The 17,291-nt window shown below is 60.5% G+C and carries 19 protein-coding genes; 11 read left to right on the top strand and 8 right to left on the bottom strand.

Annotated elements, in window-relative coordinates; translation table 11 throughout:
- Positions 1-39: 39 nt before the first annotated feature.
- The 3 genes from msrA to msrP are packed head-to-tail and all read right to left on the bottom strand — an operon-like array spanning position 40 to position 2,421.
- The gene (gene msrA, locus DXT88_RS15850; protein ID WP_265215241.1) at positions 40-699 is read right to left on the bottom strand and encodes a peptide-methionine (S)-S-oxide reductase MsrA; all 660 of its coding nucleotides are present in this window, start codon (positions 697-699) and stop codon (positions 40-42) included.
- A 35-nt stretch (positions 700-734) separates the two neighbouring features.
- Positions 735-1,436 (bottom strand): protein-methionine-sulfoxide reductase heme-binding subunit MsrQ, encoded by a 702-nt coding sequence (locus DXT88_RS15855; RefSeq protein ID WP_265214897.1) that lies wholly within the window; start codon positions 1,434-1,436, stop codon positions 735-737.
- A gap of 13 nt (positions 1,437-1,449) precedes the next feature.
- Positions 1,450-2,421 carry a protein-methionine-sulfoxide reductase catalytic subunit MsrP gene (gene msrP, locus DXT88_RS15860; RefSeq protein ID WP_265214898.1) on the bottom strand — a complete coding sequence of 324 codons (972 nt, stop codon included), beginning with the start codon at positions 2,419-2,421 and terminating at the stop codon, positions 1,450-1,452.
- Positions 2,422-2,634: 213 nt separating this feature from the next.
- On the opposite strand from msrP, the gene DXT88_RS15865 reads away from it, so the two are divergent.
- Both DXT88_RS15865 and DXT88_RS15870 read left to right on the top strand, forming a co-directional pair.
- A complete protein-coding gene (locus DXT88_RS15865; protein WP_265214899.1) occupies positions 2,635-3,306 on the top strand; it encodes a heavy metal response regulator transcription factor in 672 nt (223 codons plus the stop codon).
- A 10-nt stretch (positions 3,307-3,316) separates the two neighbouring features.
- Positions 3,317-4,741 (top strand): heavy metal sensor histidine kinase, encoded by a 1,425-nt coding sequence (locus tag DXT88_RS15870; protein WP_265214900.1) that lies wholly within the window; start codon positions 3,317-3,319, stop codon positions 4,739-4,741.
- Here DXT88_RS15870 and DXT88_RS15875 read toward each other — a convergent pair whose 3' ends face one another.
- The gene (locus DXT88_RS15875) at positions 4,742-6,442 is read right to left on the bottom strand and encodes a tetratricopeptide repeat protein (protein ID WP_265214901.1); all 1,701 of its coding nucleotides are present in this window, start codon (positions 6,440-6,442) and stop codon (positions 4,742-4,744) included.
- Between the two features lie 216 nt (positions 6,443-6,658).
- Between DXT88_RS15875 and DXT88_RS15880 the strand changes: the two genes are divergently transcribed.
- The 6 genes from DXT88_RS15880 to DXT88_RS15905 all read left to right on the top strand — a co-directional run bounded on the left by DXT88_RS15880 (position 6,659) and on the right by DXT88_RS15905 (position 11,071).
- Positions 6,659-7,273 (top strand): GbsR/MarR family transcriptional regulator, encoded by a 615-nt coding sequence (locus DXT88_RS15880; protein ID WP_265214902.1) that lies wholly within the window; start codon positions 6,659-6,661, stop codon positions 7,271-7,273.
- Between the two features lie 3 nt (positions 7,274-7,276).
- A complete protein-coding gene (cydP, locus tag DXT88_RS15885; protein ID WP_016836479.1) occupies positions 7,277-7,546 on the top strand; it encodes a cytochrome oxidase putative small subunit CydP in 270 nt (89 codons plus the stop codon).
- Positions 7,533-9,161 carry a cytochrome ubiquinol oxidase subunit I gene (locus tag DXT88_RS15890; protein WP_265214904.1) on the top strand — a complete coding sequence of 543 codons (1,629 nt, stop codon included), beginning with the start codon at positions 7,533-7,535 and terminating at the stop codon, positions 9,159-9,161. The genes cydP and DXT88_RS15890 overlap by 14 nt, the downstream gene beginning before the upstream one ends.
- A 61-nt stretch (positions 9,162-9,222) precedes the next feature.
- Entirely contained in the window at positions 9,223-10,365 is a 1,143-nt protein-coding gene (gene cydB / locus DXT88_RS15895; RefSeq protein WP_265214906.1) for a cytochrome d ubiquinol oxidase subunit II, read from the top strand.
- A gap of 21 nt (positions 10,366-10,386) precedes the next feature.
- Positions 10,387-10,566, top strand: coding sequence for a cytochrome bd-I oxidase subunit CydX (gene cydX, locus DXT88_RS15900; protein ID WP_016836476.1), 180 nt, complete (start codon positions 10,387-10,389; stop codon positions 10,564-10,566).
- Between the two features lie 7 nt (positions 10,567-10,573).
- Positions 10,574-11,071 carry a DUF2867 domain-containing protein gene (locus DXT88_RS15905; RefSeq protein WP_265214909.1) on the top strand — a complete coding sequence of 166 codons (498 nt, stop codon included), beginning with the start codon at positions 10,574-10,576 and terminating at the stop codon, positions 11,069-11,071.
- Between the two features lie 91 nt (positions 11,072-11,162).
- Here DXT88_RS15905 and DXT88_RS15910 read toward each other — a convergent pair whose 3' ends face one another.
- From DXT88_RS15910 to DXT88_RS15920, 3 genes are all read right to left on the bottom strand, one after another.
- Positions 11,163-11,588 (bottom strand): organic hydroperoxide resistance protein, encoded by a 426-nt coding sequence (locus DXT88_RS15910; RefSeq protein WP_016836474.1) that lies wholly within the window; start codon positions 11,586-11,588, stop codon positions 11,163-11,165.
- A gap of 220 nt (positions 11,589-11,808) precedes the next feature.
- Complete coding sequence (locus DXT88_RS15915) at positions 11,809-12,285, bottom strand: MarR family winged helix-turn-helix transcriptional regulator (protein WP_265214912.1); 477 nt, start codon at positions 12,283-12,285, stop codon at positions 11,809-11,811.
- A gap of 137 nt (positions 12,286-12,422) precedes the next feature.
- Positions 12,423-13,379 carry a bifunctional helix-turn-helix transcriptional regulator/GNAT family N-acetyltransferase gene (locus tag DXT88_RS15920; protein ID WP_265214913.1) on the bottom strand — a complete coding sequence of 319 codons (957 nt, stop codon included), beginning with the start codon at positions 13,377-13,379 and terminating at the stop codon, positions 12,423-12,425.
- Between the two features lie 100 nt (positions 13,380-13,479).
- Between DXT88_RS15920 and DXT88_RS15925 the strand changes: the two genes are divergently transcribed.
- The 3 genes from DXT88_RS15925 (at position 13,480) to DXT88_RS15935 (ending at position 16,278) form a co-directional block, all read left to right on the top strand.
- Positions 13,480-14,271, top strand: coding sequence for an SDR family NAD(P)-dependent oxidoreductase (locus DXT88_RS15925; protein WP_016836471.1), 792 nt, complete (start codon positions 13,480-13,482; stop codon positions 14,269-14,271).
- 88 nt (positions 14,272-14,359) lie between these two features.
- On the top strand, positions 14,360-15,535 hold the full coding sequence (gene earP, locus DXT88_RS15930; RefSeq protein WP_265214914.1) for an elongation factor P maturation arginine rhamnosyltransferase EarP: 1,176 nt from the start codon (positions 14,360-14,362) through the stop codon (positions 15,533-15,535).
- 167 nt (positions 15,536-15,702) lie between these two features.
- On the top strand, positions 15,703-16,278 hold the full coding sequence (locus tag DXT88_RS15935) for an elongation factor P (RefSeq protein ID WP_053198665.1): 576 nt from the start codon (positions 15,703-15,705) through the stop codon (positions 16,276-16,278).
- A 106-nt stretch (positions 16,279-16,384) separates the two neighbouring features.
- Here the strand turns inward: DXT88_RS15935 and DXT88_RS15940 are convergent, their stop codons facing one another.
- On the bottom strand, positions 16,385-17,233 hold the full coding sequence (locus tag DXT88_RS15940) for a FadR/GntR family transcriptional regulator (RefSeq protein WP_265214916.1): 849 nt from the start codon (positions 17,231-17,233) through the stop codon (positions 16,385-16,387).
- Between the last annotated feature and the right edge of the window lie 58 nt (positions 17,234-17,291).

Raw genomic sequence — 17,291 nt, forward strand, 5'->3', positions numbered from 1 at the left:
TCATGCTTCCCTCCGAACGGAAGGAAGCATGCGGACAAATCACTTGCTGGAGACGAGGACCGGCGCGGCGCGATAGTCGGACGGGAACATCTGTTTGAAATTCTCGATCTTGGGCAGATCGAAACGCGCGATATAACCTTGCGTCGGATGCAGCGTGGCGAAATCCTGATGGTAATCCTCGGCCGCATAAAACGCCGTCGGCGCCAGCGGCGTCAGCTGCGTGACGATGCGCGCAGGATAGATCCTGGCCGCATCCAGCTGGGCGATGTAGTCGGAGGCAACGCGCTTCTGCTCATCGCTCTGGTAGAAGATGGCCGAGCGATATTGCGTGCCGCTGTCCGGCCCCTGGCGATTGAGCTGGGTCGGATCGTGCACCACCGAGAAATAGATTTGCAGGATCTTGCCGTAGGAAACCTTGCGCGGATCGAAGGTGACCTTGACCGATTCGGCGTGGCCGGTGGAACCGCTACCGACCATTTCGTAGCGCGCCGTTTCCTTGGCGCCGCCGGCATAGCCCGACACCGCGCTGGTCACGCCCAGGGTGTGCTGGAACACCGCCTGCACGCCCCAGAAACAACCGCCTGCGAGGACCACCGTTTCGGTGGCAGCATTGTTGGCGGGTGCGCTCTTCGGCGGTGGAATCCTGAATGCGGATTCAGCAGCGAACGCCGGCATCGTCAGCGCCGAAGCGGCAAGCATAAACGGCACGGCATATTTGCATAAAATGTTTTTCATCATTTACCTTCTTTCATCAAAACGGTTCCCGTAGTTTCTGTATTGCCGGCGCCGCGCCGCGACCACAATTGCGCCAATCGCTCGCGGTTCTTTTCCGACAGTACGCGCGCCAGCAACAGCAGCGCCACGATCGCCGAAAACAGGATCGGCTGCGCCAGCAGGTTCTTGCCCGCCTTGACCCACCAGAAATGCAGCACGCCCAGCGGTACGATCACATAGGTGAGCCGGTGCAGCCATTGCCAGCGCTTGCCGCCGAGCCTGCGCACCATGCCGTTGGTGCTGGTAATTGCCAGCGGAATCAGCAGCGCGAAGGCCAGCACGCCGACCGTGATGAACGGACGCTTGACGATGTCGGCCCACATTTCCTGCACATCGAAGAAATGATCGAGCCAGAAAAAAATCGTGAAATGCAAGGCCACGTAAAAGAACGCGTACAAGCCCAGCATGCGGCGCAGGCGCACCAGCCAGTTCCACCTGGTCAGCTTGCGCAGCGGCGTCACCGCCAGCGTGATGCAGAGGAAATACAAAGCCCAGTCGCCGGTATTGCGCATGATGAATTCGATGGGATTGGCGCCCAGCCGGCCGAGGAAGCCGAACGCCGCCAGCCTCGCCAGCGGCAGCAGCGCCAGCACGAACAGCAGGTTGCGCAGTTGCAGCACCCGGCGCTGTGACAAGCTCGACAGATTCGTGAAAAATCGCATGCGTGCTCCGGCGTCAGAAATACTTCTTGAGGTCCATGCCGGTGTACAGGCCAGCGACGTCGTTGTAGCCGTTGAACATCAGCGTCTTGCGCTTGCGTGCAAAGAAACCGTCTTCACCGATGCGACGCTCGCTGGCCTGCGACCAGCGTGGATGATCGACGTCGGGATTGACGTTGGAATAGAAACCGTATTCCTGCGCGGCGTACATGTTCCAGGCGGTCTTCGGCTGATCCTTGACGAAGCGGATCTTGACGATGGATTTGGCCGATTTGAAACCGTACTTCCACGGCACGATGACCCGCACCGGTGCGCCGTTCTGGTTCGGCAGCACTTCACCGTACATGCCCATGGTCAGCAAGGTCAGCGGATGATTGGCCTCGTCCATGCGCAGGCCTTCGGTGTACGGCCACTGCAGGATGGGGTCCGACAAGCCGGGCATCTGCTTCTTGTCGGCTAGCGTGACGAATTCGATGTATTTGGCGTTGCCGGTCGGGTCCGCTTTCCTGATCAGCGCCGACAGCGAATAACCGATCCACGGAATCACCATCGACCAGCCTTCGACGCAGCGCAGGCGGTAGATGCGTTCTTCCAGCGGCGCCAGTTTCATCAGCGCGTCAAGATCGAGCGTGAACGGCTTTTTCACTTCACCCTCGATGCTGACGGTCCAGGGCGAAGTCTTGAGCGTGCCGGCGGTGCGTGCCGGATCGGCCTTGTCGGTGCCGAATTCGTAATAATTGTTGTATGTCGTCGCGTCCTGGTAGGCGGTCGGCTTGTCCATCACCGCGTAGGCGCTGTTGAGCCTGGCCGGCAACTTGCGCGTAGCCGGCTGGGCGAATGCGCCACCCACGCCGAGCAGGCCGCTGCCGGCGATCGCACCGGCCGCCACTTTACTCATGAAAGCCCGGCGCGAGGCGTAGACCTCTTGCGGCGTGATCTCGGAGGCGAGCGGAATATCGATCTGGTCTGGACGGATTTTGATCAGCATGGCGGTTTCCCTGGAATAATGAATGGATGCGGTTTGTTGCCTGACAGCATGGCGTGGACAGCTCTTTTTGCACCATCATCCTATGGCAGGGGCGGTGTCATCAAGATGGCAATTTGATGACAAATTTGTCATCGTGCGCCCGGCCCGAATTGCTAGAATGCAGCCACATCCACCGTACAACCTCTCAATCTCTGAAGATTACCCTAGCCCAGCATGGCCATCCTTGTCATCGAAGACGATCCCAAAACCGGCGACTACCTTAAAAAAGGCTTGCGCGAATCCGGCTATACGGTCGATCTCGCGCGCACCGGCGCCGACGGCCTGCACATGGCGATGGAACAGAACTACGACCTGGTGGTGCTCGACGTCATGCTGCCCGGCACCGACGGCTGGCAGGTGATGAGCGCGCTGCGCGCCAAACGCGACCTGCCGGTGATTTTCCTGACGGCGCGCGACCATGTCGACGACCGCATCCGCGGGCTGGAACTGGGCGCCGACGATTACCTGGTCAAGCCGTTTTCGTTCACCGAACTGGTGCTGCGCATCCGCACGCTGCTGCGCCGCGGCGTCACGCGCGACGCCGAGGTCTACCAGGTGGCCGACCTGCAGCTCGATCACGTGCGCCACAAGGTCACCCGGCAAGGCGTCAATATCGTGCTGACCAACAAGGAATTCCTGCTGCTGCATCTGCTGATCAAGCGCCAGGGCGAAGCCTTGTCGCGCTCGGTGATCGCCTCGCAGGTGTGGGACATGAACTTCGACAGCGACACCAACGTCGTCGACGTCGCGGTCAAGCGCCTGCGCGCCAAGATCGATGCGCCTTTCGAAAAGAAACTGATCCACACCGTACGCAGCATCGGCTACATGTTTTCAGAAACGCCATGAAAGATACTCGATGAGGCCGTGGCGCTCCTGGACGCTGGCGTTCCGCGTCAGTGCGCTGTTTGCGCTGATCGCCTGCCTGGTGGTCACCGGACTCGGCATGTACCTGTACACCTCGGCGCGCCAGTCGCTGGAAGTGCGCGCCGACTATACGCTGATCGGCCGCGTCGAACATTTCCGCAACCTGCTGCATGACCTCTACAACGTCGAGCAGATGGAGCAGCGCCCCGCCCTGTTTGAAAGCATGCTCGGCAACGAGCAGGACGTGCGCATCTTCCGCCGCCAGGGCGAAGCGCCGTTCATCAACATGAATCCCGACAACCTGACGCCGCCGGCCATGACGCCGGTCGCCATCGGCATGCCGCTGGCGATCTCTTCTTTGCATGACGGCATGCGCGCCGACGGCGTGCGCGTGCGCTGGGTCGCGGCGCTGGCGGACGTGGGCAACCACAACGACACCGTCGAGATCGTCGCCGCCTATGTCATGACGCAAGAGTCGCGCATGATGACGGTATACCTGTGGCGCGTGGTCGCCGCGGTGGCGCTGACCGTGCTGCTGACGTCGGTGCTTGGCTTCGCCGTGCTGCGGCGCGACCTGATGCCGCTCACGCGCATGAGCCGCCGCGCCGCCGAAATCACGCCGGCCAACCTCAGCACCCGACTGCGCGAAGAAGACGCGCCGGCCGAGTTGCGCCAACTGGCAGGCGCGCTCAACGCCATGCTTGACCGGCTCGAAAACGGCTACGAACATCTGTCGCAATTTTCCGCCGACCTGGCGCATGAGATCCGCACGCCGGTCAATATCCTGATGGGCCAGACGCAGGTGACGCTGGGCCAGCGCCGCAACGTGGAAGAGTATGAGCAGCTGCTGGAATCGAACCTGGAAGAGTTGACGCGCCTGTCGCGCATCATTGAAAACATCCTGTTCCTGGCGCAGACCGATCATGCGCAACTGGTGGTCGACCGCAGCGCGATCGACCTCAGGGAAGAATTGCAGAAGATCGCTGATTATTTCGAAGGCGTGGCCGCGGAACGCGACATGCAGTTCGAGGTCGATGCGGCGCCGGGTCTGGCCTGCAGCGCCAACCTGGTGATGTGGCGGCGCGCAGTGAGCAACCTGGTGGTCAATGCGGTGCGCTACGGCGACGCCGGCACCGCCATCAGGATCAGCGTGCGACCGACCGCCGACGGCATCGCCATCGACGTCGCCAATCGCGGCATGGCGATGACGCGGCAACAGATGGAACGCATGTTCGACCGCTTCTATCGCGGCGACAAGTCGCGCAGCGAATTCACCGAATCCAATGGCCTCGGCCTGGCGATCGTCAAGGCCATCATGACCGTGCATGGCGGCACGGCGGCGGTGGCCTGTTCAGCCGACGGCTGGATCGCCTTCAGCCTGCGCTTCCCCACCCGGGGGAAGATCGCCTCGCGCTGATCAGGTGGCGGCTTGCTTCAGCGCCGACAGTTCCGTGAGCACGCGCGTCATCACGGCATCCCAATCACCTGCCGTCGTCTGCCTGAACAGGCGCGCCGAGGCGTACCAGGGGCTGTCGTCGCGCTCCAATAGCCAGCGCCAATCGGCGGCGTGCGACAACAATATCCACACTGGGACACCAAGTGCGCCGGCCAGATGCACGGCAGCGGTATCGACACCAATCACCAGATCCAGATTGGCGATCAGCGCGGCGGTGTCGTCGAAGGCTTGCAATTCGCGACCGGGCCATTGCAGCGCCGATGTGGCCTGCAACCAGTCGGCGTCGCGCTGACGCAGCTCCGGTTGCAGCAGGAAGAATTCGGCGTTGGCGATATCCAGCAAGGGGGCAAACGCCTGCAAGGGAATCGAGCGGCGGCGGTCGTTGTGATTGCCTGCGTTGCCCGAGCAAACAATGCCAATGCGCAGCGGCCGCGCGCCTTCCCTTCCCTGTTCCAGCGATTGCGCCCAGCGCTGCTGCAGATGTGATCCCGCATGCAGATACGCTTGCGGCGACGGGATCGTATCCGGACGCGTGCCGAACATCAGCGGCAGGCTCATCAGCGGCAACTGGTAGTCGACCGCGGGCAAGACTTCACCGATGGCTTTGACGACGATGCCGGTGGGCTTGCCTGACTCCGGATCGGCTTCCAGCGTTTGCAGCAGCGTCTTCAACGCGGCATGCACTTCAAGCACGACGTTTGCGCCCAGCGCGGCGACCTGTTGCGCATAACGCGAAAACTGAATGGCATCACCCAAACCCTGTTCAGCCCACAGCAACACGGTCTTGCCGGCGGCGACATCCACGCCGGGCCAGCGTGCAATGCCGCGATGACGCTGCGGATCCGCGCGCTCGCCCTGCCAGCGCGCTTCGTACAAGGGCCAGGCTTCGTCGAACCGTCCCAGCGCCAGCATGGTCAGCGCCAGGTTAACGCTGGCGTCGGCATAACCGGCGCGCAGGCTCAAGGCCTTGCGGGCGGCCGTGATCGATTCCTCATAGCGGCGCAGACGTCCCAGCGTCGCGGCGCGGCACACCCAGCCGTCGCCGAAATCCGGCTCCTGCGCCAGCACCTGATCGACGCTGGCCAGCGCTTCTTCGTTGCGATGGAGTTCGTACTGCAGCAAGGCCTGATCGAAGCGATATACGGTCTGTTCGGGCGCCAACGCGACGGCCTGCTGCAGACTCTGCAAGGCGTCGCCCGGACGTTGCAAGCGCTGCAGCAAGACGCCGTGGCGATGCCAGGCGTCGGGATTCTGCGGCGCCAGGCGCAAGGCGTGTTCGATGGTCTGCAGCGCCTCTTCATTGCGATTGAAATCCTGCAGCAGCAATGCCGCAGCGTGGAAAATATCGGCATGCTGCACGCCGGCGGCGATCAGTTGCAGGTAGAGGCTCAGCGCTTCCTGATGTTTGCCCGCTTCATACAGCACACGGCCGAGCTTGTAGCTCACCGCAAGATCACCCGGCGTCAGCGCCAGTGCGCGGCGGTACAGTTCAATCGCCTGCGCATGCAACTGCAATCCCGCGGCGACGGCGCCGGCCAGGTGCAGCAAATTGAAATCAGCATTGGCCTGCTGCGCCAGCGGCTGCAGGATGGCGTGAGCCGCCTCCAGCTGACCATGCTGGAAAAACAGGTAAGCTTGGGCGATGGCGTCGTTATTGTTCATGGGCGCGATGTTAACACGCAAGCGCCGGCGGCTGACTGGCGCGGCGATGACGACGGCAACGGCTTTGGTTTGTTCGGGGTTCGTTGACTTCGGCAGCGTCGTTATGTGGCAACGTAATGATTGTTTGGATTCCTGAAATGTCGTATATTTCAGTAATTACTGAAAATTCAAAAACAATCCACGATGCCGCTCCACTCCCTCCCCCAGGATTTTTCCATGGAACCCCACACCCTCAGCCCCCTGATGCAGCGCTTCATCCTCCATTTCGGCGAAATGGGCAGCCGCTGGGGCATCAACCGCACCGTCGGCCAGATCTACGCCCTGCTGTATGTGCAGGCGCGCCCGCTCAACGCCGATGAAATCGCCGATTACCTGAGTTTCTCGCGCTCCAACGTCAGCATGGGACTCAAGGAACTGCAGTCGTGGCGACTGGTCAAGCTGCTGCACCAGCCCGGCGACCGCCGTGAATATTTTGAGCCGCCGAAGGACATCTGGGATATCTTCAAGGCCTTGCTGGAAGAACGCCGTCGCCGCGAAATCGAGCCGACGCTGTCGATGCTGCGAGATGCCCTGCTGGAAACGCCGGCCAGCGCCGACGACAAGCACGCGCAAAAACGCATGCGCGAAATGTACGACCTGATCGAGCTGTCCAGCTCCTGGTTCGATGACGTGCAGCGGCTATCGCCGGAAACCTTGTCCTCGCTCATGAAGATGGGTTCGAAGATCAAGAAGCTGCTCGACGTCAAGGACAAGTTCCGCTTCGGCGGCGAAAAGACTGACAACAAGAGCGAAGATAAAAGCGCGAAGGTCGCCGCCAAGGAAAAGGACTAAATCATGTCGCGTACCCATCGCCTGTGGCGCCTGCCGCGCTTGACCAAACTTCCGCTCGGCGCCGAAATCGCCCTGATCCTTGTGGTCAAGATCGCGCTCCTGATGCTGCTGGCGAAAACCTTTTTTTCCGAACCGCAGGCAAAGAAAATGCGCATGCCCACCGCCCAGGTGGAACAGCATCTGCTGGCGCCGGCGCCGGAATCCGCACCAACCGTATCCAACGTATCCAGCGTATCCACTCCCACCACCGAGGTCTCCCATGCTTCCCATTGACGAAGTCGTCAGTCTGTCGCGCCTGCAGTTCGCCATCACGGCGCTGTATCACTTCCTGTTCGTTCCGCTGACGCTCGGCCTGTCCTGGATCCTGGTCATCATGGAATCCGTCTACGTCATGACGGGCAGCCCCATCTACAAGGACATGACGCGTTTCTGGGGCAAGCTGTTCGGCATCAACTTTGCCATGGGCGTGGCCACCGGCATCACGCTGGAGTTCCAGTTCGGCACCAACTGGTCGTACTACTCGCACTACGTCGGCGACATCTTCGGGACGCCGCTGGCGATCGAAGGCATGGCGGCGTTCTTCCTCGAGTCGACCTTCGTCGGCCTGTTCTTCTTCGGCTGGGATCGCCTGTCGCGCGTCAAGCATCTGATGGTGACCTTCCTGGTGGCGCTGGGATCGAGCCTGTCGGCGCTGTGGATCCTGATCGCCAACGGCTGGATGAACAACCCGGTCGGCGCGGAATTCAATTTTGAAACCATGCGCATGGAACTGGTCAGCATGACCGACGTGATCTTCAATCCGGTGGCGCAGGTGAAGTTCGTGCACACCGTCGCAGCCGGTTACGTCACGGCGTCGATGTTCGTGCTGGGCGTGTCCGCCTACTACCTGCTCAAGGGCCGCGATACCGCGTTCGCGCTGCGCTCGTTTGCGGTCGCCGCCGGTTTCGGCCTGGCGTCGACCTTGTCGGTGATCGTGCTCGGCGACGAATCCGGCTACACCGCCGGTGAAGTCAACAAGGTCAAGCTGGCTGCCATCGAAGCCGAATGGGAAACCCATCCTGCGCCGGCCGGCATCACCGTCTTCGGCCTGCCCGACAACAAGGGCGAGCGCACCGATTACGCTTTCAAGGTGCCGTACGTACTCGGCCTGATCGCCACGCGTTCGGTCGACACGCCGGTAGTCGGCATTAAGGATCTCAAGAAAGAACACGAAGTGCGCATCCGCAACGGCATGCTGGCCTACGCTGCGCTGACGCGACTGAAATCCGGCGACAAGTCGCCCGAGGCGCGCGCCGAGTTCGACAAGCTCAAGCAAGATCTCGGCTACGGCCTGCTGCTCAAGAAATACACTCCCAACGTGATCGACGCCACGCCGCAGCAGATCGCCAAGGCGGTCGACGACACCATCCCGAACGTGGCGCCGCTGTTCTGGTCGTTCCGCGGCATGGTGGCGTTGGGCATGCTGTTCCTGTTCATCTTCTCGGCCTCGTTCTACTTCCTGGTGCGCAAGCAACTGGCGCCGCAACGCTGGCTGCTGCGACTGGCCGTGTTCAGCATCCCGCTGCCGTGGATCGCCGCCGAGCTGGGCTGGATCGTGGCCGAATACGGCCGCCAGCCGTGGACCATCGCCGGCATCCTGCCGACGCATCTGTCGGCCTCGACCCTGCAAGCGTCGAGCCTGTATTTCAGCCTGGCCGGATTCATCCTGTTCTATACCTTCCTGCTGGTCGTGGAAATGATGCTGATGATCAAGTACGCCAAGCGCGGGCCGAGCAGCCTGCACACCGGCAACTACCACTGGGAGCTGCTGGAGAAGACAAAGAAACCGGCCGTTGCAGCGAAGCCGCCGGTACCGCCACGTCCGCCGCTGTCCAGACCGACGCGCTGATGCCGATGGCAATGCTCATTCAACTCGCCAAATTTACGAAGAAGTACACAAGGAAATCCTCATGATCTTCGATTACGAAACCTTAAAAATCATCTGGTGGGCCTTCGTCGGCGTGCTCATCATCGGCTTCGCGCTGACCGACGGCTTCGACTTCGGCGTGGGCATGATGCTGCCTTTCGTCGGCAAGACCGACGCCGAACGCCGCGTGCTGATCAACTCCATCGGTCCGACCTGGGAAGGCAACCAGACCTGGTTCATCACCGCCGGCGGCGCCACCTTCGCGGCCTGGCCGCTGGTCTACGCGACCGCCTTCTCGGGTTTTTACATCGCGCTGATGGTGCTGCTGTTTTCACTGTTCTTCCGCCCGGTCGGCTTCGACTACCGCAGCAAGGTGGCTGATCCGCGCTGGCGCAATGCCTGGGACTGGGGCCTGTTCGTGGGCGGCATCGTACCGCCGCTGATCTGCGGCGTGGCCTTCGGCAACCTGTTGCTGGGCGTGCCTTTCCACTACGACGACACGATGCGCGTGGAATACACCGGCAGCTTCTTCGAACTGCTCAATCCCTTCGGCCTGCTGGCCGGCGTGCTGAGCGTGGCGATGCTGCTGACTCACGGCGCCACCTTCATCATGGTGAAGACCGAGGCGGCGATCGCGGCGCGTGCGCGCAAGATTGCGCTGTGGGGCGCACTCGCGACGCTGGCGCTGTTCGTGGCGGCCGGCTTCTGGGTGGCGCACGGCATCGACGGCTACAGCATCACCGACATGCCGAGCGCCAACAGCGCCTTCATGCCGCTGGCGAAGACCGTCGAAATCGTCTCCGGCGCGTGGATGGACAACTACACGCGCTGGCCCGCAACCAGGGCGATCCCGATCGCCGCCATCGCCGGATTGCTGCTGGTGCTGATCTTCGGCGCGTGGCGCAAGGCGCGACTGGCCTTCATCGGCAGCGGCATCGCGGTGGCCGGCATCATCCTGACTGCAGCCACCGCCATGTTCCCGTTCATCATGCCGTCGTCGCTGGACCCACGCAGCAGCCTGACGATCTGGGATTCGGTGTCGAGTCACAAGACCCTCGGGATCATGTTCTGGCTGGTGCTGTTCTTCGTGCCGCTGATCATGATGTACACGGCCTGGGTGTATCGCGTGATGCGCGGCAAGGTGACGCTCAAGCACATCGCCGACAATGAACACACCGCTTATTAACCATTCGAGAAGGAGAACATCATGTGGTATTTCGCCTGGATACTCGGAGTCGGCCTGGCGCTGGCCTTCGGCATCATCAACGTCATGTGGCTGGAAGCCAACTACGCCTTCGGCCGCCGCAAGGAAGACGAAACCCGCGAACGTTTCGTCGCCGCCAGCGCCCAGGCCGAGCTGGCGAAAAAACGTCCGGCCAAACCCTGAGGCCGCGATGAAAACGCCTTCCGCCCATCTCGTCGATACCGATACCTCTCTGCTGCAGGCGCTGCCCGGCGCCGGCTTTGCCGATGCCTTCCGCATCGCCCTCAGCGAAGAACAAGCGCGCCAGTCGGCCGCTCAACTGACCGAGCAGATGTTTCGTCGCACGCCATCATGGGTCACGCTGCTGCTGTCGATCCGCAATCGCGCGGTGGCAGTGTTCGGCCTCAGATCGGCTGACATGCACATCGACGATAGCGCCCGCAGCGCAGTGGCGGGATTTCCGCTGATCGCGCAGAGCGACGATCTGGTGCAACTCGGCTTCGACGACAAGCATCTGGATTTCCGCATCTGGGTGCGGCGCGATGCCGCCACGCCGACGTCACCGGCGCAGCTGACGCTGACCACCGTGGTGCGCACCAAGCAATTGCTGGGGCGCGCCTATCTCGGCGTGATCATGCCGTTTCACCGTCGCATCGTTCCGGCGATGCTGAACCGGCTGCGTAGTTGAACCTTGCATGTCCTGAAAAACAAAAAGCCCCGCCGTTTGACCGGCGGGGCTTTTTACATCGAGGGTCGCGACTGGCGAACTATTTCAGTTCTTAAACCAGTGTCAGCGTCACGTTGATGTTGCCGCGTGTGGCGTTCGAGTATGGGCAGACTTGATGCGCCTTCTCGATCAGCGATTGCGCAACGGCGCGGTCCAGGCCCGGCAGGGAAATGTTCAGTGCCGCTTCGATGCCGAAGCCGCCTGGAAGGGTGCCGATGCCGACGGTGCCGGTGATGCTGGTGTCGGCAGGAATGGCGATCTTTTCCTGGCCGCCGACGAACTTGATCGCACCCAGGAAGCAGGCCGAATAGCCGGCTGCGAACAGCTGTTCAGGATTGGTGCCGTTGCCGCCTGCGCCGCCCAGTTCCTTCGGGGTGCTCAGCTTGATGTCCAGGACGCCGTCAGACGACTTGGCAGAGCCTTCACGCCCGCCGGTTGCCGTTGCGGTTGCTTGGTAGAGTGCTTTTTCGATTTTCATTTTGTTTCCTTTCGAGTGGTTCAGAAGAAGATGCGGGGAGGCATCGATTATTGCTTGTAAATCAGGGTTCAAACCAGGGTAAAAAATTCATTTAAATCCCAAACGGTGCAAACTGCAAGGAATTTAAATTTCAAACAATAAAATTGCTAACAATATAAATAATAAACGAGTAAAACCTTGTACGACTGCTCTCGCAAACACCGGAAGCGCACAACTGCAATCAAGAATCTTCGGCGCCGTCCAGCAAGCCCTTGCGCAGGTCTTTCAGTTGCTCGCGCAGGTTGGCAACTTGCTCCAGCGGCGGCAAGGCGCACATCAGCCGCTCCGGCACCGCCATCGCCCGCTTGCGCAGGGCGCGGCCATCCTGGCTGAGCCTGACCACGACGCGACGCTCATCTTCGGTGTCGCGGGCGCGGTGCAGCAAACCCATCGCTTCCATGCGCTTCAACAACGGCGTCAGCGTACCAGAGTCGAGGAACAGCTTGCCGCCCAGGTCGGACACGGTGACTTCGTCCTTTTCCCACAAGACCAGCATGACCAGGTATTGCGGATAAGTGATGTCGAGGTCCTTCAGCAACTTCTTGTAGACCTTGGTCATCGCCAACGACGCCGAATACATGGCGAAACACAATTGATTTTCAAGCATCAGGGCTTGATCAATCGCTGCTGCGTTCTTCGATGTGTTTGCGTTTGCCATGGATTGAATAATACATAGTCAAAAATTAAATTGCAAGCAATTTAAATTAAAATCTGCATAGGTTTAAAAATACAACAAATTTTCAGATGCTTGCCGATACGCAAGTCTCCCCAAGCCGGTCACAAACAGACGGGGATTCACCGCTCGAAGCGCTGCTCCACCATCTCCTTGCCCCACTGCGCTCCCGGCCATTCTTCCTTGAGCTGGAATCCGTAATTCTCATACAGACGGCGCGCCGCATCCAACCCCTGAAAAGTCCACAACTGCACCGACGCGAATCCCTGCGCGTCGCAAAACGCCATCGCCGCATCCATCAGACGGCGCCCCACGCCTGCTCCACGCACACCGTCATCGACGATAAACCAGCGTAAATGCGCCTTGTTGTCGCCCAAATCCTGGCCGTCGATGGCGACCGAGCCGGCGATGCGCCGACCTTGCACCGCTAACCACAAACCATTGCGAGGATGGTCCAGACGCGGCACGAATTCTGCCAGTCCCGCCGCCACCTTGCTCTCGAAAAAGCTGCCGAAGCCGACGCTGCGCGCGTAAAACATCGCATGCATCTGAACAATCCGGCCGATCACTCCAGCCTGATAACCGGCGACGATGCGAATCTCGTCGGCCTGCACGATTGCCTCGCCCGACCGGCGCGCTTCCAGCGCCAGCGCATAGACACTCAGCCCTTGCGCTACGGCGTCCTGCTGATCCGCACTCAATTGTTCAAGCGCGCCAAGCACCTGCTTGCGGCCGTACGCCTGGACGGCAGTCAGCGTGCGTCGACCTTGCGGCGTCAATGCCAGCCATTTGACGCGGCCGTCGACGTCGCTGGCCCGTTCCTGCAATTCCCCTGCCTCGACCAGCTTGCGCACCATACGGCTGACGCTGGACTTTTCGAGGCCGAGGAATTCGGCAAGCTGCGCTGCGCTCATCGATTTGCGTGCGCCGATCTCGATAATGGCGTGCACGGCAGACGGCGGATAGTCGGTCGCCGCCAGCGTGGATTGCATGAAGCCCAATTCGCGCACCATCCGGCGCGAAGCGGTACGGATGCCGTCGACAAAAGAAAGATCGGGTGAAGAGCCTGTTTTTTGCATATTTCCATCCCCTGATTTTATATGGTTGTATTATACAACTATACATTTCAAGAAAATCATTGCGATTCAGATGCCCCTTCCCATCTTCAGGAGAAATGCCATGGAAACGATGCCGAAAAAGGAATGCAGCGCCAGTCCGTACGACATGGCCGGACAAGTTGCATTGGTGACCGGAGGCGGTAGCGGCATCGGTCGCGCCGCCGCGATCCGGATGGCGCGGGCTGGCGCAAGCGCCGTGGTGATTGCAGGCCGGCGTCAACCGGAGGGAGAAACCGTGGCCGCCGAATGTCGCGCCGCCGGCGCACAGAGCCTCTATGTACAAACCGATGTAACAAAGGAAGGCGACGTCCAACGGCTGATCGACACCGTACTGACGCAATTCGGACGCCTGGACGCAGCCTTCAACAATGCCGGACGACAGGAACGACGGGCATCCCTGCACGCGCAGGAATCCGCTGTTTACGACGCCATCTTCGACGCCAACGTGCGTGCCGTGTTTTTGTGCCTGAAATACCAATTGCCACCGATGGCGGCTCGCGGCAACGGCAGCATCGTCATCAATACCTCAGTCAGCGGCGTACGCAATCCCAATCCGGGGCTTGCGCTCTACTCCGCCTCCAAGGCCGCCGCCATCTCGCTGATGCGGTCGGCGGCCATGGAATATGCACCGCACGGCGTTCGCATCAACGCGATCGCTCCGGGCAGGGTAGTCACCGACATGATGCTTTCATCGGGCATTGCCGACATGTCCGCGGTTGCCGCAGGCTTGCCGCTCAAACGCATGGGGCAACCGGAGGAAGTCGCCGAAGCCGTACTATGGCTGCTGTCCGGCGCAGCATCGTACGTCGTCGGACACGTGCTGGCGGCAGATGGCGGATTCCTCGCTTCGTGAGCTCATCCTGTATCATGCGGACCAGCTTGATTGCGGCCGCAATCAAGCCGATTATTTCTTGCCATCCGACATCCCGAACACTCCGGAAATGCTTTCCACAACATCCTCGCAGGCGCCTCACGCCACCTCCCTCGCCCTGTTCTGCAAGGTGGTCGACAACTATGGCGATATCGGTATCTGCTGGCGGCTGGCGCGGCAATTGCAAACGGAACACGGCGTCATCGTCACCTTATGGGTTGACGACCTGAAGAGTTTTCAGCGGATCTGCCCGGAAATCGCGACCGATTGCGAGACGCAGGAAATTCAAGGCGTCATCGTCCGCCATTGGCGCGATCAGGACGGCGTATTCGACGCCGCCGACATGCCGGACATCGTGATCGAGTTTTTTGCCTGCGACATACCACCCGGCTATATCAAGGCCATGTCGGAATGCACGCCGCGTCCGGTCTGGCTGAATCTTGAAGGCCTGACGGCGGAAGCCTGGGTGGAAGGCTGCCATACGCTGCCTTCGCCGCATCCGCAGTTGCCGTTGACGAAGTACTTCTTTTTTCCCGGATTCAACCAACGCACCGGCGGCCTGCAGATCGAATCCGGCCTGACTGCGCGATGCGAAGCTTTTCTTGCCGATCCGCGCGCCGCCGCCGACTTCCTCGCGAAATTCGGCGTAACCGAAGCCGAGACGGCAGCGCTCACGGTCTCGCTGTTCTGCTATCCGCAGGCGCCGATCGCCGACCTGTTTGCCGCCTGGCGCGACGGCGACCGCGCGATCACCTGCCTGGTCCCGGAAGGCGTCGCGACCGACGCCGTGCAAGCCTTCCTCGGACGCCCTCCCGTTGCCGGCGCCCATGCAACGCAAGGGACGCTGACGGTGCGCGTGCTGCCGTTCGTGCCGCAGCCCGATTACGACAAGCTGCTATGGGCCTGCGACCTCAACTTCGCACGCGGAGAAGATTCCTTCGTGCGGGCACAACTGGCCGGCAAGCCCTTTGTCTGGCACATCTATCCGCAAGATGAAAACTTGCACCACGTCAAGCTCAAGGCCTTCCTCGCCATTTACAAAGCGGCCACTCCGGCAATGCAAGCCATGATGCTGGCCTGGAACGGCGCCTGCATGGAACAGGCCGACATGGCCACGCGCTGGCCCGCATTGGCGGCCGAATTGCCGCAGCTTGACGATCTGTCCATGGAATGGCGGCAACAACTGTTGGCAAATGGCGATTTGGCGTCGAATTTGCTGAAGTTTGCAGCGTCAGTGCGCAAGTAAGCACGAGTAACAGCGAAATCGGCCCGGAAATAGGTTAAAATATAGGGCTAATTTTTAGGCATCATCGATTCAGCAACATCAATTTAATCGTACGTGGGCTTGCGGTGTGGTTCTGCCGGTAGGCTACAGAAGATTTTTACGCAACCTACTTTTTACGTATATTCGCTATGAAATTTGCAAAAGAAATTCGCGTCGGCAACATCATTATGGTCGACAGCAAGCCAATGATCGTCTTGCGCTCCGACGTCAACGGTTCGAGCCGCACTGGTTTCACTTACAAGTGGAAGATGAAGAACCTGCTGACCAACAGCCCGCAGGAAAACGTTTTCCGCGGCGACGACAAGTTCGACGTCGTCGTGCTGGACAAGAAGGCAGTGACTTATTCCTACTTCGCCGATCCGCTGTACGTGTTCATGGACTCCGAATACAACCAGTTCGAAATCGAAGGCGAAAACCTGGGCGATGCTCTGGGTTACCTGAAGGACGGCATGGAATGCGAAGCGGTCTTCTATGACGGCAAGGCAATCTCGGTCGAACTGCCAACCACCATCGTGCGCCAGGTCGTGTACTCGGAGCCGGCAGTCAAGGGCAACACTTCGGGCAACGTCCTGAAGGAAGCCAAGATCGAAAACGCCATTGAAGCCAATCAGATCGTCGTGATGGTTCCACTGTTCGTCAGCCAGGACGACCAGATCGAAATCGACACACGCACCAACGAATACAAGAAAGTCGTTCGTAACTGATCACCTCGGTAACATCGGCAGGCTTTCCTTGCTTCAATAAAAAACGCTGCGAAGTTCGCAGCGTTTTTTTTATCTCAGCATTTTCTTTCCCGCCTTTTACTTCCGTCTATTCCAGCCCTTTGGCCTCGGCCAGACGGCGCGCCGCCTTGCCGCCCTCGCTGGCCCAGAATGCCGTATCCGCCGCCTGGATGCGCTGCGCCGAATTCTCCATGTGACACAAGGCTGCCGCACGCGCCGCATCGGCATCGCCGTCGTGGATTGCCTGTGCAATCACGGCGTGTTCGTTGCGCACTTGCTGGCTGAAATCCTCGCGACGCGCTTCATTGATCCGCGCGACCCGGATCGCCGCCTGCAGGAACTGGCTCAGGAACTGCAACAGCGAGGTGTACAGCGGATTGTGCGCCGCCTCGGAAATCGCTGCATGGAAAGCAAAGTCTTCCGGCACGCCGTCGCGCCCTTCCTGCACTGCTTTGTCGATATCCTTCAGCGCCTGCCGGATACGCTGGTTCTGCGCCTTGGTGCGACGCTGCGCCGCCAATGCCGCCATCTCGCCCTCGACGCCGCGGCGCAACTCAATCACGCGCAACACCGCCTGGATCGAATCCTGCACATCGATGTCGAGCCGGAACGGCGTCGCGTTGTTCGGCGCGAGGACGACGGTGCCGCTGCCCCGGCGCGAACCGACCAGGCCTTCCGATTTGAGACGCGAAATGGCTTCCCGAATCACGGTGCGGCTGACCTGGAAGCGTTCGGTCAATTCATTCTCGGAAGGCATGCGCTCGCCCGGAGCGAAATCGCCCTGGCGAATCTGTTCGACCAACGCGCCGGTCACGCGATCCGCCAGTGTGCCTTTGGCGGAATCGAGCGAGGCGGGCGACTGCGCAATACCGGAAGCAGCGCGAGAACCAGTGTGAGAAGTCTTGGAAAGCTGAGTATTTTTCATGTTGATTGACATGATACCGCTTTCTTCTTACACTGACCGCAAAGTTGTATGACAACTTAAGAAATTCATT

This window comes from Herbaspirillum lusitanum (genome assembly GCF_026127345.1).
In the GTDB taxonomy this organism is placed as follows: Bacteria; Pseudomonadota; Gammaproteobacteria; order Burkholderiales; family Burkholderiaceae_D; genus Herbaspirillum; species Herbaspirillum lusitanum.